The sequence below is a fragment of the Paenibacillus aceti genome, assembly GCF_003614185.1.
Taxonomy (GTDB): domain Bacteria; phylum Bacillota; class Bacilli; order Paenibacillales; family Paenibacillaceae; genus Fontibacillus; species Fontibacillus aceti.
Map to the genome: position 1 here is coordinate 4,380,366 of NZ_KZ987724.1, position 20,882 is coordinate 4,401,247.

The following is a 20,882-nucleotide window of genomic DNA, read 5'->3' on the forward strand; positions in this document are numbered from 1 at the left end:
CTCAAAGTTTTGTTATATAAAGTTTTGTTATATATGAAGTAGTTCAAAAAACTCTGCTGAGCTTGCCATCTACCATATAAGTGAGCCGAGTACGATTTCGAGCAGCTTGACTACGGTAAGGGTGGAACGGGTACTCAGAGGCTCCTGGACTTCAGCTTTTAAATAATTGTTGATATGCTTATTCTCCAAGGCGAGGGTATACTCGGGATCGATTTGTACCCAATCCACAGGAGCTTTATATTGGACCTTAATCTGCAAGGTATCGTTATCCACATTCCAGTCCTTCCGTAAGGAATGACCGTCTTTGAAGGTAAGTAGTATCGTGATTTTAGGGTAGTTAGCCCCTTTGCGATGGATGTCGACGACTGATTCATAGGCCGCTCCTTCGCTTGAAGCTACAGGATGGACCTGAATGCGATCTACTGAGAAATCGGCCATTTGGTCACTATATACATATTGATTGAAGTATTCCTTCCATGACCGCCCGGTTACTTGCTCAACGACCCGCTGAAAATCTGTGGTTGTGGGATGCTTGAAGCGATACTTCAAACTATAGCTGTACATAATCCGCCGCATCGTCTTGGCGCCTACTTGCTTCTCGATATCGATCAGGACCAGCTTGCCTCTATAATAGGCATTCTGTGCATATGCATCGCTAGATCCATATTTCCAGGCGGGCTGGGTTAGCGAGGCAGGAGAAGTAATGATCGATGCCTGAACCGGAAGCGGCGGGTTAATGGTGAATTCCTGCGCCATCAGCTTATCTTCGGCATAAGAGGCGAATCCTTCATCCAGCCAGGCTTCCTCGAATTCATTGCTAGCGATCATGCCGTAGAAATATTGGTGAGCAATCTCATGAATAATCGTGCGCTCCAGCTCATTATAATCAGGCGAATCGCTCTTGGCTCCGAAGGAAGTAACCAGCGTCGGATACTCCATGCCACCTGCGCCGTTTGCGTCAGCGGGAGGCACGACAATAGATAATGTAGAGTAAGGATAACGTCCATACCATTTACTGAAGTTCGCCAGGGCTACCTTGGCGGCATAGAAATAGCGTTCCTTCAAATCTTTATGGAGCGGGTCAAGGTATAGCTTGATTCTCACACCGGGGACCGTGTCGGAGGAGAAGGGCTCCTCGGCGTAGATGAAATTGGGTGAAGCTGCCCAGGCAAAGTCATGTACGTCGTCTGCATAGTAATGTACGAGCTTGCGTCCATTCTGGTCGCGGGTGGATTTGGTTGGGAAGCCGGTAGCGGCGACCGTATAGTCCTCCGGCACATCGATCATGACGCTATATATACCGAAGTCGGAATAGAATTCCGAGCTGCCGTGATATTGATGCAGATTCCAGCCTTCTGTGGCTCGTCCCCTTGTGCCAGCAGGCTCGTACACGCTCAGCTTGGGGAACCATTGCCCCGCCATGACGAAATCACCGGCTTTACCCATGCGAGCGAATACCTTAGGTAGCTTCACCGTGAATTTAATCTTCAAGGTTACGGTCTCTCCACTATGAACAGAGATCGGCAGGCGTACTCTGGCGAGCGTTCTGTCCTTGGGATTGCCGTCATCCGGCTGGATATATTGAACGCGATGCAGCAGGGAGATACCATCGGTTGTCCGAATTTCAGTCAACTCCATAGCTCCCCAGCCATCCTTAGGCATCGCATCACTGCGCAGCTTGCCCCCTGATTCCTTCATAAATGTAGTCTCACTGGACTCGAAGGCATTCGGATATAAATGAAGGTAGAGCTCGTTGACCGCTTTTTTGCCGGGATGCGTCCATGTTAATGTCTCCGATCCTGACAGCGTACCTTCCTGCTCGTCTAGCTTAACGTTGATATGATATTCAGTTATCCGGTTGCTAAGCACCTCTGCGGTTGGCTGCTGAATGCTCTCGCTTTGCGGCGCGGAGGATGCATGCTCAATTCCGGATATTTGCCCGGGCTTGGTCTTTTCCGAGACGGAGGAGACCGGGGTGACCGCGGTTTGTTGATAGTAATACCGGACTGTTCCGGCGATGAGGCATAGGGCTACGAAAGAAAGGCCAAAGGTCAAAATTCTTCGGATCATACAATGGATACCTCCCGTTGACAAGCATCTACAGCATGTATATGTTTGCATTTGGGAGATTATTAGCTAAAATTAAATTAAAGTGAAGAAGCCATTCTTACTGCATCTTGGCGGCGGTGTTCGCTTTTGACATAACCGAGCATGAACGAATATGGGGAATTGGAGGATATCATGGATCAATCACAAAAGACGGGTAAGAAGATTTTCTCCCTGAATATTATTAGCAATGAAGATAAGAGCAAGCACAAAGGCTTCGGGGCCGGTTCCATCGATCTGAACAGTATGTCGCCAGTCATCATTGATGGAGATGAGACGTATATCGATATCGGAGCCATGCATGCGAAGAGCAAGGTAGAGCGGGGCATTAAATTCTCGACGAATCGGGAGGATGTGCCGAATGGACGTCAGGTATGGATCGTCTGGGTGGCGGTAGACCGGACGGCGGAAGGGCAATTCTATGGCGGGATGACGGCCTGTGAGATGCTCATCGATAAGGAAGCACGCCGCGGCTGGAAGATTCTTGCCGACCATGTCAACAAGATGGACTATGCTTTGAAGCGGAGAGTCATTCTGGACGGTCTGTCGGCTGAACATAAGGCTGCGCTTAAGCAATTGCTGGTAGAGACGAATGCCGAGTGGTGGGAGAAAACTCCGGAAGAGCTGAAGGCTGAGCTGGAGGCATAGAAGTACCTAACCTCTATATTTTGAAAATAAAGCACCCCATAGAGACAGATGTTGGCGCGGGCCAGTATCTATTCTATGGGGTGCTATTTGGATCTAGCTTATTCGTCTTTGCCGAGCAGGACGGTGAGTCCCAGCAGAGTCACGACGATAGTAGCTCCCATATCCGACATAACGGCGATCCAGAGCGTCAGCCATCCCGGTATGGTCAGCAAGAGAGCGATCAACTTCAAGGTCAGGGAAATGCCGATATTCCATTTAATGACCTGGCTGGCCTGTCTTGCAATCTTAATGGCGTTAGGCAATTTGCCGAGATGGTCCTGCATCAGCACGATATCTGCGGTCTCTACCGCGCTATCTGTCCCTTTGCCCATGGCGATGCCTAATTGAGCAGCGGCCAATGCTGGCGCGTCATTGATGCCGTCACCGACCATAGCGACGTTCCAGCGTCCGGCCATTTCCTTCACCTGCTGTACCTTCTGCTCAGGCAGCAGCCCGGCATGCCAATCGGTGACACCCGTCCTCTGAGCCACTGACCGGGCCGAGAAGGAATGGTCTCCAGTCAGCATGACCGTGTGCTCAATTCCGTAGCGGTGCAGCTTGGCGATAACATCAGCACTCTCCGGTCGGAGTTGATCGGCAAGTCCGAACATACCGAGCACCTGGCTCTGTCCAGCGACGATGACGACCGTTAGCCCTTCTTGCTTGAGCTCCTTCAGCTCGGCTTGAACCTGGCTGCGGGTCTGTTCGCTTATGGTGATCTGTTCCAGTATTTCCTCACTGCCGGCCCAATAGCGGGCGCCCTCGATGTCTGCCGCAAGTCCGACTCCTGGAAGGGTAATCAGCCCGGTGACAGAAGGGAGGCTGGCCTTCTCGATGCCTTGAGCAGCTACTTTGCGCACGATGGCTTCCGCGAGCGGATGCAGGGATCCGGCCTCAAGGGCGCCAGCGATGGCGTGGAAGCGTTCCGGTTCATATACGACTTCACGGATGACAGCCGGTCGGCCTTCGGTTAGAGTCCCGGTCTTATCGAAGGCGATCGCATTGATCTTACCGAGTTGCTCCAGATGCACGCCGCCTTTGACGAGCACACCATTCCGGGCGCTTCTTGTCATCCCGCTGACGAGAGCGATTGGAGACGAGAGTACGAGCGCACATGGACAGCCGACGATCAGGATCGCCAAGCCCTCATAGACCCATTTCATCCAAGGCTGACCAAGCAGTAATGGAGGAATAAGTACGACGAGTGCAGCGATGATCATAATGGCTGGGGTGTAGTATTTGGCAAATTTATCGATGAATAATTCAGTAGGTGTCTTCGTATCTTGAGCTTCCTGTACCAGATGCATGATCTTGGCCAAGGAAGAATCCTCATATGCTTTAGTAATCGTAATCTTCAACAAGCCTTCGCTATTCACGCTGCCGCCGAATACATTCGCACCTGGCTTCTTCGATACAGGTATCGATTCACCTGTAATTGCCGCTTCGTTCACAGCGCTATGCCCTTCAAGAACTGTACCATCAGATGGGATCTTCTCTCCGGGACGAACCAGCACGACATCACCGACCTGTAAACTGGCGATCGGAACGATGACCTCTTCACTTCCGCGAATCAGAACCGCTTGCTTCGGTGCGGCATCCAGCAATGCCTCCATGGATTTGCGCGCTCGGCTCATGCCGTAGCCTTCCAGAATTTCATTTAGGCCGAACAGAATCGCAACCAGGGTCGCTTCCTTCCACTCACCGATAATGACGGCGCCGACCAGAGCAACAGTCATTAGCGTATCCATATTGAATCTAAAGCGCGTTAAGTTACGAAGTCCGCGCAGGAAGGTTGGATAACCACTGAGCACGATGGCGACCAGGTACATGCCCACCAGGACGCTCTTTGGTAGAATACTGCCTAATGCGAAGGTCAAAATATAGATAACTGCCGAAGTACCCAGGAACCATTTCTCTCGCTGACTCTCGCCATGGCTGTGACCGTGACTGTGGTCATGTCCGTGGCTATGGCCGTGATCATGACTATGTCCATGGTTATGATCTCCGGCGTGGTCATGATCATGTGAATGGGTATGTCCATGACCAGGATTGCCAGTTATTCCGGCATCTAAGGCACTGGAAGCCTCGGCTTCAGCCCTGCTTGTTTCCGGATGGATCAGGGAAGCACCGTCACTCTTCAGAATTTTCTCTACCTTATTGAGGTTAATCCCCGGCCTCATGACCAGGCGTCCGCTATTGTACATCAGAGTAGCATCATGCCCATGTTCAAGCTTGCGGATTTGGTCTTGCATCTCGCGGGCACAGTTGGCACAGGATAAACCTTGAACTCGATATTCGACTTTTGGCTCAGAAGCGAGTGCTTCCTGACGTTCATTAGCTCTACTCATGATCGTTCCTCTCCTTATGGTGCTCCAGCGTCATCGTAATTAGCGTCTGGATATGATGGTCCTTCAAAGAATAGAAGACATGCTTGCCATCCTTGCGGGATTTGGTGATATTCATCTGCCTTAATTGACGTAGGTGATGGGATGCTGTAGCGACAGAGCTTCCTAGAATAACAGCGATGTCACATACACATAGCTCCTGATCCTGCAGCAGGAAAGCGATTTTCATGCGGTTGGGATCGGATAAGGCCTTGAAAATCTGCGTCATGCCCTCGATTTCTTCATTGTTCAGGGTTCGCCGCAGCACCTCCGTTCTGTTGGGGTCTCCACAAACATGCTCCTGAGTCTCGTCGGTAATGTTATCGGTCATTCTTTTCCCTCCAAAGTGGATAAGTAGTCGTTTATTGCCTTATATTCAAACGTTTATTTGATTGTTTGAATATAGTATACATCCGACACTCATAATATTCAAATGAATATTTGAATGTTTGGGCAATTTATTGGTTGTGAGCGGAATAAAAGGGCAGGCCAGCCGATGAAGCTGGCTGGCCTGAGCATATGTGAATGCGAGAGAATTCAGCTTTTATCAGAGTTCATCCACCAGCGCTTCAGATGTCTCCACCACGATTTGCTCTCTGGCTTCTCTTGGACAGGGATCGGTTCTGGTGTCGGGTCTTCACTGATATGATCGGTGCAGAATTCCTGCGGCTCTGTTCCCTGAATGAAGACCTCCAGCTTCCTGTCGGGACAATCGGCGGTGGCCAGCTTGCCGGTATCGGGATCGATATAGATACTGACGACGCTATCGGGAATCGGGAAGATCTTCGGAGGCACCTTCTCCAGCGCCTTCTCCGTGAATTTAGCGAAGATCGGCGCTGCCTTTCGCGATTCGGCGGTGCCAAGTGTCTTGCCCTTGTCATAGCCTACCCAGACCGCTGTAGATAGCTCGGGCGTGAAGCCGACGAGCCAGGCATCCGTGCTGGTCGTACCTGTCTTCCCGGCGACAGGCCGTTTAATATCCGCAGATACCCGGTTGCCGGTCCCGCCTGTCTCGAACACACTCTCCATCAATTGGGTGAGTACGTAGGCAGCTGCAGGCTCTACGATCTGCTCTTCTTTGGGATCGGGAGCCTCGTATAGCACTTTGCCGTCTTCATCGGTTATTTTCAATACAGCGACTGGTTTAACGCTCTTGCCCTGGTTGCCGATCACAGCGAACGCGGTAGCCATCTCGAACGGACTGATGGGCGAAGTGCCGAGCGCCAGGGAAGGAACCGCCTGTAAAGGGCTGGTAATGCCCATTTTCCGCGCTAGCTCGATCACTTGATCTGCGCCGACCTTGAGGATCGTGTTGACGGCATATATATTGTCGGATGCGGCGATAGCCTGGCGCATATCGATCTCGCCCAAATACTTGCTGCCGAAATTTTTGGGACTGTAGGTTTTACGATTATCATCATAATGGAATAGGGTCGGCTGACTGTTGAACTGGCTGGCGCTCGTCATTTTCTGAGAGGCCAGTGCCGATAGATACATAATTGGCTTGAAGCTCGATCCGGGCTGTCTGGTTGTCGCGAATACATGGTTGTATTGGCTCCGAGTGTAATTCGCCCCGCCGACGAGCGCTCTGATCTGGCCATTTCGCGGATCGATGGAGATTAGGGCAGCTTCCAGATCTGCGGAATTGCCCAGCTCGGATTTAACCGCAGCCTCTGCTGCTTGTTGGGCCTCCAGGTCAAGGGTCGTATATATTCTAAGTCCACCATGCTCCAGAACGCTCTCGTCGAAGCCCAGTTCATTGACGATCACGCTCCGCACATAATCGCGGAAATAAGGGGCGATGCTCAGGGTGGTCCGCTCCTGCCGGGTCTGAAAAGACAGCAGCTCATCATAGGCTTTATCGGCCTCCTGCTGCGAGATTTCACCGGTGGATACCATCGCGGAGAGCACTATTTTCTGCCGATCCTTGGCATTTTTCATATGATTATAGGGCGAGTAATAGGTGGGTCCCTTCGGAACCCCAGCCAGAATAGCGCTCTCCGCCAGATCGAGATCCTTGGCAGGCTTGCCGAAGTACATTTGTGCAGCGGCCTCGATCCCATAAGCCCCATGACCGTAATAGATTTCGTTCAGATACATTTGCAGAATTTCCTGCTTGCTGTACTTCATTTCTAATTGTGCGGTGTACATAGCTTCTTTCACTTTACGCGACCAGGTGCGTTCATGGGACAGGTACAGATTGCGGGCGAGCTGCTGTGTCAATGTGCTGGCCCCCTGAACCTTCTCCATCTCTTTTAAATTAATAAATAAGGCTCTCGCCATTCCTCTAATATCAAATCCAATATGGTTATAGAATTGTCGGTCCTCGGTAGCGAGCGTAGCCCGGATCAGCCAGGGTGAAATCTCCGACAGCTTGACGGTCGAACGGTTACGTCCTGCATCCGAGAAGACGGCGATCGTCTCGCCGTTTCGGCTGTAGATCTCAGAGCTCTGTTCAGAATAGGAGAGCGGGAGATCAGATTGGTAAAGATATAGCCATAGGACACCGACAGAAATCACGCCGATCAGTCCGGTGAATAGCGTGAGCTTGAGTATCCATCTTTTTTTGTGACGTGGTTTACGCCGATTTCCGCTGCGTACGAGCCTTTGCACGACTGTACGCCTCCCTCCTGCTCTTATGTTAAGAAGAGTCTGATGATTTGAACATGAATTCATACATCCTTAGTATGGGAAAGTTTGGGGGAGATATTCATGGGCGAGGGCTGTAGGGGTGTAGTACATATTTTTTACTGCGGGAAAACTGTTGCAATTTCACTTTGATTTAATATAATCATTCTTATGTTTGGTGCAATATATTAGGAAGTGAAACTTTGCGAGTAGTCGAGAAGTGAATCTAGAGGCCCCCGAAAATCCGCTCGTGGGTGTAATATGGCGGCTAAACAACTATTCTGTTGGAAGGAATGATGTACGATGGAATTGTGGTTTACGGAGAAACAAACTCCCGTCTTTGGCATTACCGCAAAAATTAAGGAAACATTAGTGACAGAGAAGACGGATTTTCAGGATTTGTCGATTATCGATACCGAAGAGTTCGGGCGTATGCTCGTGCTGGACGGGATGGTCATGACAACAGTTAAGGATGAGTTTGTTTATCATGAGATGGTCGCTCATCCGGCACTCTTCACGCATCCGAATCCGAAGCGTGTACTGGTAGTAGGGGGCGGTGACGGCGGCGTGATCCGCGAGGTGCTGAAGCACCCGGAGGTGGAGAAGGCTGTCCTCGTAGATATCGATGGCAAAGTTATTGAATATTCGAAGAAATTCTTGCCGGAGATTGCCGGAGAACTGGACAACCCGCGGGTTGAGGTGCAAGTTAACGACGGATACATGCATATCGTTGAGAGCAAGAATAAATATGATGTGATTATGGTGGATTCCACAGAGCCGGTAGGCCCGGCCGTGCAATTGTTCGAGCGTGGATTCTATCAAGGAATCTATGAGGCGTTGAAGGAAGATGGTATCTTCGTGGCGCAGACGGACAATCCTTGGTTCAAGGCAGATCTGATTCAGCAGGTGAACCGGGATGTGAAGGAGATCTTCCCGATCGTTCGCGTGTACGGAGCTAATATTCCGACCTATCCGAGCGGCCTATGGACCTTTACGATAGGCAGTAAAACCTATGATCCGCTGCAAGTAGATGAGACGAAAATTCCTAAGATCGATACGAAATACTACACGCCGCGTCTGCATAAGGCTGCGTTCGTGCTGCCTAAATTCGTAGAGGATCTTGTAAAATAGGGGGAGCCGAACATGAGATTAGATCAAGCTTATTCTGGTAACGTGTTTATTTGCAGTTCAGATGATTACGCCGCGTCCAAAGCGGTCATTTATGGGATGCCGATGGATTATACGGTCAGCTTCCGTCCGGGCTCCCGGTTCGGCCCAGCCCGTATTCGCGAAGCCTCCGTCGGCTTGGAGGAATACAGCCCTTATCTGGACAAGAGCATTCTGGATCTGGCTTATTTCGATGCCGGAGATTTGCTGCTGCCCTTCGGGAATGCATCCCGCAGTCTAGAGGTTATCGGGGAGTATGTGCGCGGTCTGCTGGCCGATGACAAATTCCCGGTCGGTCTCGGCGGGGAGCATCTTGTTACTTGGCCGGTCATTCAGGCGATGTATGAGAAGTACCCCGATTTGGCCTTGATTCATATCGATGCCCATGCTGATCTGCGCGAACAGTATGAAGGCGAGGTGCTCTCGCATTCGACTCCAATCCGCAAGGCGGCAGCGCTGATGGGCGGGGAGAATGTATATCAATTCGGCATTCGCTCCGGTTCGAAGGAGGAATTCCTGTTCGGACGCGAGCATACCAATTTCTATCCATTCGACGTAGCCGCTCCGCTTAAGGGCGCTCTCCCTAAGCTGGGACACCGTCCGGTCTATGTAACGATCGACATCGATGTGCTCGATCCTTCATGTGCACCAGGGACGGGAACGGCTGAGGCAGGTGGCATCACTTCTCGCGAGCTGCTGGAGGCGGTCCATATGATCGCTGGCTCTGATGTTCAAGTAGTCGGCTGTGATCTGGTCGAGGTAGCACCGATCTATGATCCGACTGAACAGACGCCAATTGTGGCAGCCAAGCTAATCCGTGAAATGCTGCTCGGTTTTGTAAAATAATTGGCTGCGCGACTTATGACGTATAATGGAACCTGCCGGGAGGGAAGCCCCTGGTGGGTTTCTCTTTTTTTGTTCCAAACCTAGTTTCGTTGCAATTTGAGCAGCAGCAATCTGCAACTATTTGAAGCATTATTGCGGTTTTCGAGCCTGTTGGGTGGGGCGGATGTACCTAGTTTCAATCCTACTCCCTCCCATATTCTTGTTAATTCAGGCAGGATGATGCTGCCGAAATATTGCCGGTGCTGATTGAATTGCGGGGATGAACTGGATATAGTAGTACAGTGAGAAACAATGTAATATATAGAATGGAGATTTGTGTTATGACCGATAAGAGCGGAGCCAGAATTGTGATCAAGAGTCGCCAGGGGCAGGAGGAGACCATTCAGGAGCTTGCTGGTGAGGTCTTGGTTCGCGGCGACGTTATCTATATTCGATATGAAGAAGCGGAGAAGGGGCCGACAGGCGGAACTACTCGTGCTCTTGTTAAAATCTCGGGGGATGAGATCAAGATTATGCGTCATGGAGAGGTCGAGTCCGAGCAGACCTTCCGTTCTGGACATAAGCTACCCGGGTTCTATTTCTCGCCTTTCACGAAATTCCATCTTTCCACGGTAACGCATCGGTTGGAATCCCGGCTTGCAGGTGCTTTCGGGCAAGTGGTCTGGGAATACGATCTATATGTTCACGATGAGCTATCCGGGAATTTTAATATTAGTCTACTTATTCAGGAGGAAGCGTAAGATGACACTTAATCCATTGGAACAGGTCAATCAAACTTTAAAAGAAGCGATACTGGAGGCGGTCGTGGCCTCGGGTCTGGCGGCGCGCGAGGAAATACCAGCGATTGTGCTGGAGGTGCCGAAGGATAAGGCACATGGGGACTTGGCAACGAATGCGGCCATGCAATTAACCCGTATTGCCAAGCGCAATCCGCGTCAAATCGCCGAAGCGATTATCGAGCATTTGGATCATGCTAGGGCAGGGGTGGTGAAGGCGGAGATCGCGGGTCCCGGCTTTATCAATTTCACACTGAGCAAGAGCTATCTGTTCCCGATTATCGAGCAGGTCTGCCGTCAGGGCGAGAATTATGGCCGCACGGATAAAGGGGCAGGACAGAAGGTTCAGGTCGAATTCGTCAGCGCTAACCCGACGGGCAGCCTGCATCTTGGACATGCCCGCGGTGCAGCCGTAGGCGATGCGCTCTGTAATGTGCTTGATTACGCCGGCTATCAAGTAACGCGCGAATACTATATTAACGATGCAGGCAATCAGGTTGTCAATCTTTGCAAATCGATCGAAGCGAGATACCTGCAGGAGCTGGGACAGGCTGCGGAGATGCCGGAGGACGGCTATTATGGCGAAGATATTAAAGGCTTCGCTAAAGAGCTGGTTGCCGAACAAGGCGAGGCATTGATGTCGATGACTCCAGAGGAACGTGAGCAGTTCCTGCGTAAATTTGGACTAAATAAAGAGTTGGACAAGATCAAGCGTGATTTGGGACGCTTCCGGGTCAGCTTCGATGAATGGTTCAGTGAGACATCCCTCTATGCTGATGGACAGGTTGAGGCCGCATTAAGTGAGCTTCGTTCCAAAGGGATGACCTATGAGCAGGATGGAGCAACCTGGCTGAAGACGACGCCATATGGCGATGATAAGGATCGCGTGCTCGTTAAGAATGATGGAACCTATACTTATCTGACTCCAGATATCGCTTATCACCGCAATAAATATGATCGCGGCTATGACCGGATGATCAATATTTGGGGGGCGGATCACCATGGCTATATCCCGCGGGTCAAAGCGGCGATGCAGGCGCTGGGTAAAGATCCTGAGAAACTGACGGTGCTGATCGCGCAAATGGTCAGCCTGTTCCAGGATGGCGAGAAAGTGAAGATGTCCAAGCGTACCGGTAAGGCGGTAACGATGGTCGACTTGATGGATGAGGTCGGTGTGGACGCGATTCGCTATTTCTTCACGATGCGCAGCATGGACTCCCATTTGGATTTTGATATGGACCTGGCTATCTCCACTTCGAACGAGAACCCGGTCTATTATGTGCAGTATGCGCATGCGCGGATTTGCAGCATCTTCCGTCAGGCTGAGGAACAGGGGATAGAACTCCCACGGCCGGAGAATGTCGATTTGAGCAAGCTGACAGCGGAGCATGAATATGATCTGCTGCGCAAGGTCGGTGAACTTCCCGAGGAGATCGCCATCGCTGCCGATAATTTCGCTCCTCATCGTCTCGTTCGTTATGTATACGAACTGGCGGCGCTGCTTCACAGCTATTATAGAGCAGAGCGCGTGATCACCGAGGATCGCGAGCAGACCGCAGCCCGGATGGCCTTGCTCGGAGCCGTGCGGACTACACTGGCTAATGTGCTTCGCTTGATCGGAGTGTCCGCTCCAGAACGGATGTAACATATAGAAGGCGATGTTGACTTGAGTGGAGGTCAGCATCGCCGTTTTATTATGTGTTGCCGCAAGATCATTATGAAGTAGTCTTGCCGCGACTCCTGGTGCGGAACAATCGTGATGCATTCAGCTCTCCGGCTGTGGGCTTCGATCTCGCTGTGTGGGCTGCTACGGGACGAGCAGCGCGGCGCAGCTTCCGCTTGATCTCTGCTAGCTTCATACCGGGACGGGCGGCCAGCAGCAGCGCGACAGCGCCGCTGACATGGGAAGTAGCCATCGATGTGCCGTTCATCTCATGATAGCCTCCGCCTAGCCAACAAGAGGTGATCTTCTCACCGGGAGCATAGATGTCGATATAAGGGCCGTAATTGCTGAAGGAAGCGATGCGTCCATCCTTTCCGGTAGCTCCGACGGAAATGGTGTTCGGATATCGCGCCGGGTAATCAATATTACGGCTCTTTTTGTCGTTTCCTGAGGAGGCCACGACGATAATCCCTGCCGCGTGGGCTTTGCTGATGATATTCTGCAGGGATTGGCTCTTGTTCTTCATCCCGAAGCTCATGTTAATAATGTGCATGCGGTTTCTGATGCACCAGTCGATCCCGAGAATGATGTCGGAGACATAGGCGGAGCCATTGTGATCGAATGCTTTGACGGGATAGACGATAGAACGGGGGGCTACGCCCATCATCCCTCTGGAGCCCCCAGAGGCAGCGATCGTGCCGGCAATATGGGTGCCGTGGCCATTGTCGTCATAGGGGAGCATCCCCCGGTTAAGCAGATTGATCCCTCTGCCCAGGCTATATCTGAGGTCGGGATGACTATAGTCGGCACCTGTATCAATGACGCCGATACGGATTTGATTACCAGTGGAGACGGACCAGGCATCTTGCGCGCCGATGCGCTTCACTCCCCATGGTTGGGGCTGTCTCTTCTCTTTGCCCGAGGAAGTGGAATGAACGCGAATTCGGGAATCTTCTTCTAGCGTAAAACCGAATCTCGTGTCGACGCTTCCGTTAATTTGGGATAAAGGGCAGAAAAAAGCCTGAAGCAACGGAGAGATGCGTACTCTCCGCAAGGCCGGAAATTGGCGTTTGTAACCCTGCAGCTGGCGTAAGCATTCTTTATATTGAAACCTGTTGGCGAAGCGGAGGATATACCGTCCGCTAGTTCCGGAGGTGTCTACGTGCTCGCTCAGATAACGCAGGAATTTGGAGTAGTCCATTGGTTAGCCCCTCCTGACGAAGCGTGTTGCAGTATATTATGATGGCGCCTCAGGACTCGAATGGGGAAGGGGCCCTGTTTCATGGAAATGGGCAGTTGCAAAAAAAACGAGCCGATGAAGGACTATTTTCTAACTTAGGCTCAGGCGCGTCGTGTCAATGCTGCGATCAGTACCATAGGATAAAGCGAAGGCCCTCTGCGGCCTTCAGGGCCATCGGGGAGGGGATAGGGATCTCCTTTTCGAACGGATACAGTCAGCTGGCGGGGGGATAACCTCCGCCTCTTTTTTATGCCGATGGTCACTTTTTAAACACATTTTAAAACTTGCAATTTGACTTTAAATAAGGTTTACTATTTTGTGATATGGATAAGTTAGAGTAAGAAATCGATATTTTGAGCTCGATTTTTTGTGAACTTTGCGTGAGAGGATGTGTCCGTAACGTGAGTAATTCGCTCAATTTGAAAATTGACCCGGAGAAGGCACAAGAGATCCCTATGGTGGACCTGGCCTTTATGGTTCTGAAGGCGGCTAATACGCCGTATTATTATCGTGACCTGATGAAAGAGGTTGCCAAGATTCGTGGAATGTCTGAGGAAGAGATCGGCGATGTCATCGCACAACTGTACACGGAGATTAATATTGACGGCCGTTTCGCTTGTGTCGGCACCAATCTGTGGGGCCTGAAGCGCTGGTATCCGCTTGAGAAATCCGAGGATGCCGTCTCCAGCGGGAAACGTCCGCGTATTATTAATGATGAAGATGATGATCTAGATGATTTTGTTGAAGAGGAAGAGGAAGGATATACCCCTGAAGATGGCGAGGATTTTGACGCAGTCGACGAGGATTCTGAGGATGATCTGTTCGCGGATGACGACGAAGACGATGAAGAAGTCGAGGGTGTAGAAGACGACTCGCTTCTGGACGAAGAAGATCTGGAGGAAGAAGACGAAGATCTGGCAGAAGATGAGTTGGAGGAAGAGGAATTTAGCGAAGAGGACTAAGAGAGAAAACTTCAAATATTTTACCTATCTCCTTTACTTGACAGGGGCTAAGGTAACGAGTAAACTATTGCATGGGCTTATGATTCAACCATTAAATAATGTATTTTATATAAAAGTGCCCCGACTTTGTTCGGGTGTCACTTTTTTGTTTTTTTATGCCCATTTGGCTATGTTTTTAAGCTGAATGGGTTACGCTATATTGATCTATAGTCGCCAGAGATTGACAGTAATGATTTACAAATTTAGGAGGTTTTTGGACTGTGACAAAATATATTTTCGTGACAGGTGGGGTCGTTTCTTCTTTAGGGAAAGGGATTACGGCTGCATCGCTGGGAAGACTGCTCAAGAACAGAGGATTGAAAGTAACGATTCAGAAATTTGATCCATATATCAATGTGGACCCGGGAACAATGAGCCCTTATCAGCATGGCGAGGTATTCGTTACTGATGACGGCGCCGAGACGGACCTTGATTTAGGCCATTATGAACGGTTTATTGATATTAACCTGTCGAAGAACAGCAATGTAACGACAGGTAAGATTTATTCCTCTGTTATTGGCAAGGAACGCCGCGGCGAGTATTTGGGCGGCACTGTACAGGTTATCCCGCATATCACGAATGAGATCAAGGAACGGGTGTTCCGCGCCGGCCGTGAAGCTGGCTCGGACGTAGTCATTACCGAAATCGGGGGAACCGTTGGCGATATCGAGAGCTTGCCATTCCTGGAAGCTATCCGTCAGATCAAGAGCGAAATTGGCCGTGAGAATGTAATGTATATCCATGTTACACTGATCCCTTATATTAAGGCAGCTGGTGAAGTCAAGACCAAGCCGACCCAGCATAGTGTCAAAGAATTGCGCAGCATCGGGATTCAGCCGAATGTCATCGTCTGCCGCACAGAGCATGAACTGTCCGAGGATATGAAGGCGAAGATCGCTCTGTTCTGCGATATTGATCCGAGTGCGGTTGTTGAATGCCGCGATGCTGATACCTTGTACGAAGTGCCTTTGAACTTGCGCGAAGAGGGCCTGGATGAGATCGTAGTCAATCATTTGAAGCTGACCACCCCTGCTCCAGATATGAGCGAATGGGAGAAGCTAGTTGACCGCATCAGCAAGCTGGAGAAGAAGGTAGAAATTGCGATCGTAGGGAAATATGTTGCCCTGCATGATGCTTATTTGAGCGTTGTAGAATCCCTCTCCCATGCCGGATTTGATGCGAACGCTGATGTATCAGTCCGTTGGGTCAATGCGGAAGAGGTTACTGCGGATAATGTAGCCGAAATGCTGAAGGGCGTAGGCGGTATTCTCGTACCGGGCGGATTCGGCGACCGGGGGATCGAGGGCAAGATTACAACGATCCGTTATGCGCGTGAGAACAATATTCCGTTCTTCGGAATTTGCCTGGGTATGCAGGTAGCTGTGATCGAATATGCCCGTGCGCTTGCTGGATTTGAAGGAGCTAACAGCTCTGAGATCAATCCGTCCACCGAATTCCCGGTAATCGACCTGCTTCCAGAACAGAAGGATATCGAGGATCTGGGCGGTACGATGCGCTTGGGATTGTACCCATGTAAATTACAGGAGGGCTCCCTGGCTATGCAATGCTATGATGATGAGCTTGTCTATGAGAGACATCGCCATCGCTATGAATTCAATAATGCTTATCGTGAAACGCTTGAAGAAGCGGGGCTTAGAATTTCCGGTACTTCTCCGGACGGCAGACTGGTTGAGATTGTGGAGCTTCCAAGCCATCCTTGGTTCCTGGCCGTGCAATTCCATCCGGAATTCACTTCCCGTCCGAATCGTCCGCAGCCGTTGTTCCGTGAATTCGTGAAGGCTGCCATTAAACATTTATCTTAATCGTTTTACCTTTGTTTAACCCGGTTTAACCCATTGATTCCATACGATCCACCTGGCCAAAATTCGCAACCGATGATTTTTATAGTATCTTTTTTCCAATTTAGAAGGGAAATTCATATTTGAAGCGAATATAGCCAAACAGAACGAAATGGGTGGATCGTAGGAGGTCTGTTTTGTGGATGATAAGAAGGTATTGATTGTTGATGATCAGAATGGTATCCGCATCTTGCTGATGGAAGTCTTCAGCAGTGAGGGATACACGACGTTTCAAGCACCAAATGGCAAAATAGCCTTGGAGATTGTACGTGCTGAGTCGCCAGACCTGGTTCTGCTAGACATGAAGATTCCGGGAATGGACGGACTTGAGATTCTGAAGCATATCAAGGAGGCTAACCCTGAGATCAAGGTGATCATGATGACGGCCTATGGCGAACTCGACATGATCAAGGAAGCGACTGAGCTCGGCGCACTAATGCACTTCACCAAACCTTTTGACATCGATGAGATTCGTACGGCAGTGAATATGCACCTGAAGGGCGGAGCCGTCCTTTAGGAATCGGAAGGAACCTCGGGGGAGACTGGAGCGGGGTTCCTTCTGCTATTCCGTCCAACTACACCATTATTTACATGATTATTTCCGTATTTTATACACAAAAGCATGAATAGTATTTTTGCCCCGATGTGGTATAATAAAGCATGTGTGAATGTCGGCTAGAAATCTAGATAATCCAACATCCTTAGGAGGATTGAAACCATGCCATTAGTATCAATGACTGACATGTTGAACAAAGCGCTTGAGGGTAAGTATGCGGTAGGTCAATTTAACATCAACAACCTCGAGTGGACTCAAGGAATTCTCGCTGCTGCCGAAGAAGAGAAATCTCCGGTAATTCTGGGTGTATCCGAAGGTGCAGCTCGTCATATGAGCGGCTTCTATACCGTTGTTAAGATGGTAGAAGGCCTTATTCATGACATGAAAATTACGGTTCCAGTTGCGATCCATCTGGACCATGGTTCCAGCTTTGATAAATGTAAAGAAGCCATCGATGCTGGCTTTACTTCCGTTATGATCGACGGTTCCCATCATCCAATTGACGAGAACATCGCTATGACGAAGAAAGTAGTAGAATATGCTCATGCTAAAGGCGTGTCTGTCGAAGCTGAAGTAGGTACAGTTGGCGGACAAGAGGATGACGTGATCGGCGGCATCCAATATGCGGACACTCAAGAGTGCATTCGTATCGTTAATGAAGCAGGCATCGATACTCTTGCTCCTGCTCTTGGTTCTGTGCATGGACCTTACCATGGCGAGCCTAACCTTGGCTTCAAGGAAATGGAAGAAATCCGTGATGCAGTGAAGCTTCCGCTCGTTCTTCATGGCGGTACAGGCATTCCTACACATGATATCCAAAGAGCAATCTCTCTCGGTACTTCGAAGATCAATGTAAATACTGAGAACCAAATTTCCTTCACGAAGAAGGTTCGTGAAGTTCTGGCTGCAAAACCGGACGTATACGATCCTCGTAAATATATGGTTCCAGGCCGTGACGAAATCAAAGCTACGGTGGTTGGCAAGATCCGTGAATTCGGTTCTAGCAACAAAGCGTAACTTTCGCTCTAAATAGAGCAGCTTCGGCACTGTAATTGCTGTAATTATAGATAGCCTTTTGTTTACAAATAGGACAGCCTTTGACATGAAGGCTGTCCGGTCATATATATGGAAGTGAAGAGTACACCGCCTTGTCGGTGTCTTTCCATTTCCACTACTTATTATGTGGGGGCGATATTGTCGTCTCGCTTGCAAATACGTGGGGGGACCCTTAAACTTATGGAGAAATTAATGATTAGCGGCGGACGCCCGTTGCGCGGTACGGTTTCGATCAGCGGGGCCAAGAACAGTGCGATTGCTTTGATTCCGGCTGCGTTGTTGGCAGAATCCGAAGTCGTGTTGGACAACTTGCCGCATTTAAGTGATGTTGCGGTCTATTCAGCAATTTTGGAGGAGCTAGGTGCCCGCGTATCGTGGGAAGGGAATCATATGAAGATAGACCCTTCTAATGTAGTATCCATTCCCATGCCTAATGGACCTGTTAAGAAGCTCCGGGCTTCCTATTACTTAATGGGTGCTTTACTTGGAAGATTTCATGAGGCAACGATCGGTTTGCCAGGAGGCTGTAACTTTGAGCCTCGCCCAATTGATCAGCATATCAAAGGATTTGAGGCGCTTGGCGCTACGGTCACGAATGAACACGGTTCCATACATTTATACGCCAAAGAGCTGCGAGGAGCCAAGATTTATTTGGATGTCAGCAGCGTAGGTGCGACCATTAATATTATGCTGGCGGCCACTCGGGCCAAAGGCTCTACAATTATCGAAAATGCGGCCAAAGAGCCTGAAATTATAGATGTAGCTACTTTGTTGAATTCCATGGGTGCAAGTATTAAGGGGGCCGGAACGGAGACGATCCGGATTGAGGGCGTGACCAAGCTGAAGGGCTGCCGTCACTCTATTATTCCAGACCGTATTCAAGCGGGGACATATATGATTGCGGCGGCGGCTACGCGCGGTGACGTAGTAATCGATGGAGTTATACCCAAGCATCTGGAGGCACTTACTGCTAAATTGATAGAGATGGGTGTAGGTGTAGAAGAATTAGATGAGTCCATCCGCGTTACCGGCTCTGATAAATATGAGCATGTAGACGTCAAAGCACTTGTATATCCGGGCTTTCCTACAGATTTACAGTCGCCGATGACGAGTTTGCTTACACAGGCCGAGGGGGTCAGTGTACTGAGCGATTTCGTATACAGTAATCGGTTCAAGCATGTGCCGGAGCTGGTGCGAATGGGAGCTAAGATCCGCGTAGAGGGCCGCTCGGCGGTGATCGAGGGCGGGCCGCTTAATGCGGCGAAGGTGAAGGCTTCAGATTTACGTGCCGGTGCTGCCTTGGTGATCGCCGGACTAACAGTTAGAGAGGGAATTACCGAAGTATCAGGTGTAGAGTATATCGACCGCGGCTATGATAATCTGGTCACGAATCTCCGCTCTCTAGGGGCTGATGTGTGGCGGCAGGTGGAATAAGTCCTGCCTGCCCCTGCATAAGTTTCCTGTAAACAGGAGATAATATACTATGGCTTAACGAACAATGCTCTCATAGATTTAATCAAAGATATGATAGTAAATGATTAAAATTGAATAGGTGGTTTTTACATGGATCTTCAAATTGCCGACTTGGAAGGGATGAAGCTGACGGAGCTGTACAAGCTGGCCAAACAGTATCAGATTCCTTATTACGGCCAATTAAAAAAGAAAGAATTGATTTTTGCTATTTTAAGAGCTCAGGCAGAGCAGAGCGGACTCATGTTCATGGAAGGTGTGCTTGAGATTCTGCCGGAAGGCTACGGTTTTCTTCGGCCGATTAACTATTTGCCGAGTACGGAGGATATATATATATCCGCCTCACAGATTCGTAAGTTCGACTTGAGAACGGGTGATCTGGTCTCTGGTAAATGTAGAGCACCGAAGGAGAACGAACGTTATTTTGGGTTGCTGCAGGTAAATGCCGTTAATGGTGAGAATCCTAACATCGCTGCCGAGCGCTTGCATTTTCCGGCACTTACTCCACTCTACCCACAGGAAAAAATCGTACTTGAAACATCCCCAACCCATTTATCCACTCGAATTATGGATTTGCTCGCTCCCGTTGGTCTTGGCCAGCGTGGTTTGATCGTTGCGCCGCCGAAAGCCGGGAAAACATTATTGCTTAAAGAAATTGCCCACAGCATTTCCACGAATTATCCAGAGGTTGAGCTATTCGTACTTTTGATCGATGAACGTCCAGAGGAAGTCACGGACATGCAGCGCTCGGTGAAGGGTGAAGTGATCGCTTCAACTTTTGACGAGTTGCCTGAGAATCATATCAAAGTGGCTGAATTAGTGCTGCAGCGCGCTTTACGGTTGGTGGAGCATAAGAAGGATGTCGTTATTTTATTGGATAGTATTACTCGGTTGGCACGGGCTTATAACCTCGTTGTACCGCCATCAGGCCGGACATTAAGCGGAGGTATCGATCCTGCGGCCTTCCATCGTCCTAAGCGCTTCTTCGGCTCAGCTCGTAATGTGGAAGAAGGGGGTAGCCTGACTATCCTGGCAACTGCGCTGGTAGATACCGGCTCCCGTATGGATGATATTATCTATGAGGAATTTAAAGGGACAGGCAATATGGAGCTGCATCTTGACCGCAAGCTGGCGGAGAGAAGGATATTCCCGGCGATCGATATTCGCCGCTCCGGTACACGGCGTGAAGAGGTGCTGCTGAGTAAGGAAGAGCTGGATACGATCTGGGCGATCCGTAAGAATATGAATGATTCTTATGATTTCGTAGAAGGATTCCTGAAGAAATTGCGTGATTCTAAGACCAATCAAGAGTTCCTCGCTTCATTTGATGTGTCGGCGAACAATACATCGTCTGGAGGGACAAGCGCCCGTCGTTCCGTGCGCAGTGGAGCTCAAGCGTCTGGCTCAGGGTCCAATTCTGGGTCCTAGCAACAGATTTTCTGA

At 49.9% G+C, this 20,882-nt stretch carries 16 protein-coding genes; 11 read left to right on the forward strand and 5 right to left on the reverse strand.

Translation table 11 applies throughout. The features are described 5' to 3' along the window. Positions 1-69 precede the first annotated feature (69 nt). Positions 70-2,070 carry a M1 family metallopeptidase gene (locus BFJ94_RS19730; RefSeq protein WP_120464183.1) on the reverse strand — a complete coding sequence of 667 codons (2,001 nt, stop codon included), beginning with the start codon at positions 2,068-2,070 and terminating at the stop codon, positions 70-72. Positions 2,071-2,241: 171 nt separating this feature from the next. Here BFJ94_RS19730 and BFJ94_RS19735 point away from each other — a divergent pair, with 171 nt between their 5' ends. After that, positions 2,242-2,754: a YwhD family protein gene (locus tag BFJ94_RS19735; RefSeq protein WP_120464184.1), complete on the forward strand. Its 513-nt coding sequence runs from the start codon at positions 2,242-2,244 to the stop codon at positions 2,752-2,754. A 98-nt stretch (positions 2,755-2,852) separates the two neighbouring features. Here BFJ94_RS19735 and BFJ94_RS19740 read toward each other — a convergent pair whose 3' ends face one another. The 3 genes from BFJ94_RS19740 to BFJ94_RS19750 form a co-directional block, all read right to left on the reverse strand. Then, entirely contained in the window at positions 2,853-5,141 is a 2,289-nt protein-coding gene (locus BFJ94_RS19740) for a heavy metal translocating P-type ATPase (RefSeq protein ID WP_120464185.1), read from the reverse strand. Continuing rightward, complete coding sequence (locus BFJ94_RS19745) at positions 5,134-5,508, reverse strand: ArsR/SmtB family transcription factor (protein WP_120464186.1); 375 nt, start codon at positions 5,506-5,508, stop codon at positions 5,134-5,136. Before BFJ94_RS19745 ends, BFJ94_RS19740 begins: the two co-directional genes overlap by 8 nt. A gap of 206 nt (positions 5,509-5,714) precedes the next feature. Further along, the gene (locus BFJ94_RS19750) at positions 5,715-7,790 is read right to left on the reverse strand and encodes a transglycosylase domain-containing protein (protein ID WP_229717181.1); all 2,076 of its coding nucleotides are present in this window, start codon (positions 7,788-7,790) and stop codon (positions 5,715-5,717) included. Positions 7,791-8,108: 318 nt separating this feature from the next. On the opposite strand from BFJ94_RS19750, the gene speE reads away from it, so the two are divergent. From speE to argS, 4 genes are all read left to right on the forward strand, one after another. Then, positions 8,109-8,936 carry a polyamine aminopropyltransferase gene (gene speE, locus BFJ94_RS19755; protein WP_120464188.1) on the forward strand — a complete coding sequence of 276 codons (828 nt, stop codon included), beginning with the start codon at positions 8,109-8,111 and terminating at the stop codon, positions 8,934-8,936. Between the two features lie 12 nt (positions 8,937-8,948). Then, on the forward strand, positions 8,949-9,818 hold the full coding sequence (gene speB / locus BFJ94_RS19760; RefSeq protein ID WP_120464189.1) for an agmatinase: 870 nt from the start codon (positions 8,949-8,951) through the stop codon (positions 9,816-9,818). Between the two features lie 320 nt (positions 9,819-10,138). After that, entirely contained in the window at positions 10,139-10,558 is a 420-nt protein-coding gene (locus tag BFJ94_RS19765) for a YwiB family protein (protein WP_120464190.1), read from the forward strand. Position 10,559: 1 nt separating this feature from the next. After that, entirely contained in the window at positions 10,560-12,239 is a 1,680-nt protein-coding gene (gene argS, locus BFJ94_RS19770; RefSeq protein ID WP_120464191.1) for an arginine--tRNA ligase, read from the forward strand. A gap of 70 nt (positions 12,240-12,309) precedes the next feature. Here argS and BFJ94_RS19775 read toward each other — a convergent pair whose 3' ends face one another. Further along, positions 12,310-13,458: a S8 family peptidase gene (locus BFJ94_RS19775; protein ID WP_120464192.1), complete on the reverse strand. Its 1,149-nt coding sequence runs from the start codon at positions 13,456-13,458 to the stop codon at positions 12,310-12,312. 440 nt (positions 13,459-13,898) lie between these two features. Here BFJ94_RS19775 and rpoE point away from each other — a divergent pair, with 440 nt between their 5' ends. The 6 genes from rpoE to rho all read left to right on the forward strand — a co-directional run bounded on the left by rpoE (position 13,899) and on the right by rho (position 20,867). After that, the gene (rpoE, locus tag BFJ94_RS19780; protein ID WP_120464193.1) at positions 13,899-14,459 is read left to right on the forward strand and encodes a DNA-directed RNA polymerase subunit delta; all 561 of its coding nucleotides are present in this window, start codon (positions 13,899-13,901) and stop codon (positions 14,457-14,459) included. Positions 14,460-14,719: 260 nt separating this feature from the next. Then, positions 14,720-16,321 carry a CTP synthase gene (gene pyrG / locus BFJ94_RS19785; protein ID WP_120464194.1) on the forward strand — a complete coding sequence of 534 codons (1,602 nt, stop codon included), beginning with the start codon at positions 14,720-14,722 and terminating at the stop codon, positions 16,319-16,321. A gap of 175 nt (positions 16,322-16,496) precedes the next feature. Next, positions 16,497-16,874: a response regulator gene (locus BFJ94_RS19790; RefSeq protein ID WP_120464195.1), complete on the forward strand. Its 378-nt coding sequence runs from the start codon at positions 16,497-16,499 to the stop codon at positions 16,872-16,874. Between the two features lie 201 nt (positions 16,875-17,075). Next, a complete protein-coding gene (fba, locus tag BFJ94_RS19795; protein WP_120464196.1) occupies positions 17,076-17,930 on the forward strand; it encodes a class II fructose-1,6-bisphosphate aldolase in 855 nt (284 codons plus the stop codon). 219 nt (positions 17,931-18,149) lie between these two features. Next, positions 18,150-19,403, forward strand: coding sequence for a UDP-N-acetylglucosamine 1-carboxyvinyltransferase (gene murA, locus BFJ94_RS19800; protein WP_120464197.1), 1,254 nt, complete (start codon positions 18,150-18,152; stop codon positions 19,401-19,403). 129 nt (positions 19,404-19,532) lie between these two features. After that, the gene (gene rho / locus BFJ94_RS19805; RefSeq protein WP_120464198.1) at positions 19,533-20,867 is read left to right on the forward strand and encodes a transcription termination factor Rho; all 1,335 of its coding nucleotides are present in this window, start codon (positions 19,533-19,535) and stop codon (positions 20,865-20,867) included. The last annotated feature ends 15 nt before the right edge of the window (positions 20,868-20,882 follow it).

Coding starts and splice junctions, on each gene's coding strand:
- BFJ94_RS19730 (WP_120464183.1), bottom strand. CDS start 2,070: ATGATCCGAAGAATTTTGACCTTTGGCCTTTCTTTCGTAGCCCTATGC.
- BFJ94_RS19735 (WP_120464184.1), top strand. CDS start 2,242: ATGGATCAATCACAAAAGACGGGTAAGAAGATTTTCTCCCTGAATATT.
- BFJ94_RS19740 (WP_120464185.1), bottom strand. CDS start 5,141: ATGAGTAGAGCTAATGAACGTCAGGAAGCACTCGCTTCTGAGCCAAAA.
- BFJ94_RS19745 (WP_120464186.1), bottom strand. CDS start 5,508: ATGACCGATAACATTACCGACGAGACTCAGGAGCATGTTTGTGGAGAC.
- speE (WP_120464188.1), top strand. CDS start 8,109: ATGGAATTGTGGTTTACGGAGAAACAAACTCCCGTCTTTGGCATTACC.
- speB (WP_120464189.1), top strand. CDS start 8,949: ATGAGATTAGATCAAGCTTATTCTGGTAACGTGTTTATTTGCAGTTCA.
- BFJ94_RS19765 (WP_120464190.1), top strand. CDS start 10,139: ATGACCGATAAGAGCGGAGCCAGAATTGTGATCAAGAGTCGCCAGGGG.
- argS (WP_120464191.1), top strand. CDS start 10,560: ATGACACTTAATCCATTGGAACAGGTCAATCAAACTTTAAAAGAAGCG.
- BFJ94_RS19775 (WP_120464192.1), bottom strand. CDS start 13,458: ATGGACTACTCCAAATTCCTGCGTTATCTGAGCGAGCACGTAGACACC.
- fba (WP_120464196.1), top strand. CDS start 17,076: ATGCCATTAGTATCAATGACTGACATGTTGAACAAAGCGCTTGAGGGT.
- murA (WP_120464197.1), top strand. CDS start 18,150: ATGGAGAAATTAATGATTAGCGGCGGACGCCCGTTGCGCGGTACGGTT.
- rho (WP_120464198.1), top strand. CDS start 19,533: ATGGATCTTCAAATTGCCGACTTGGAAGGGATGAAGCTGACGGAGCTG.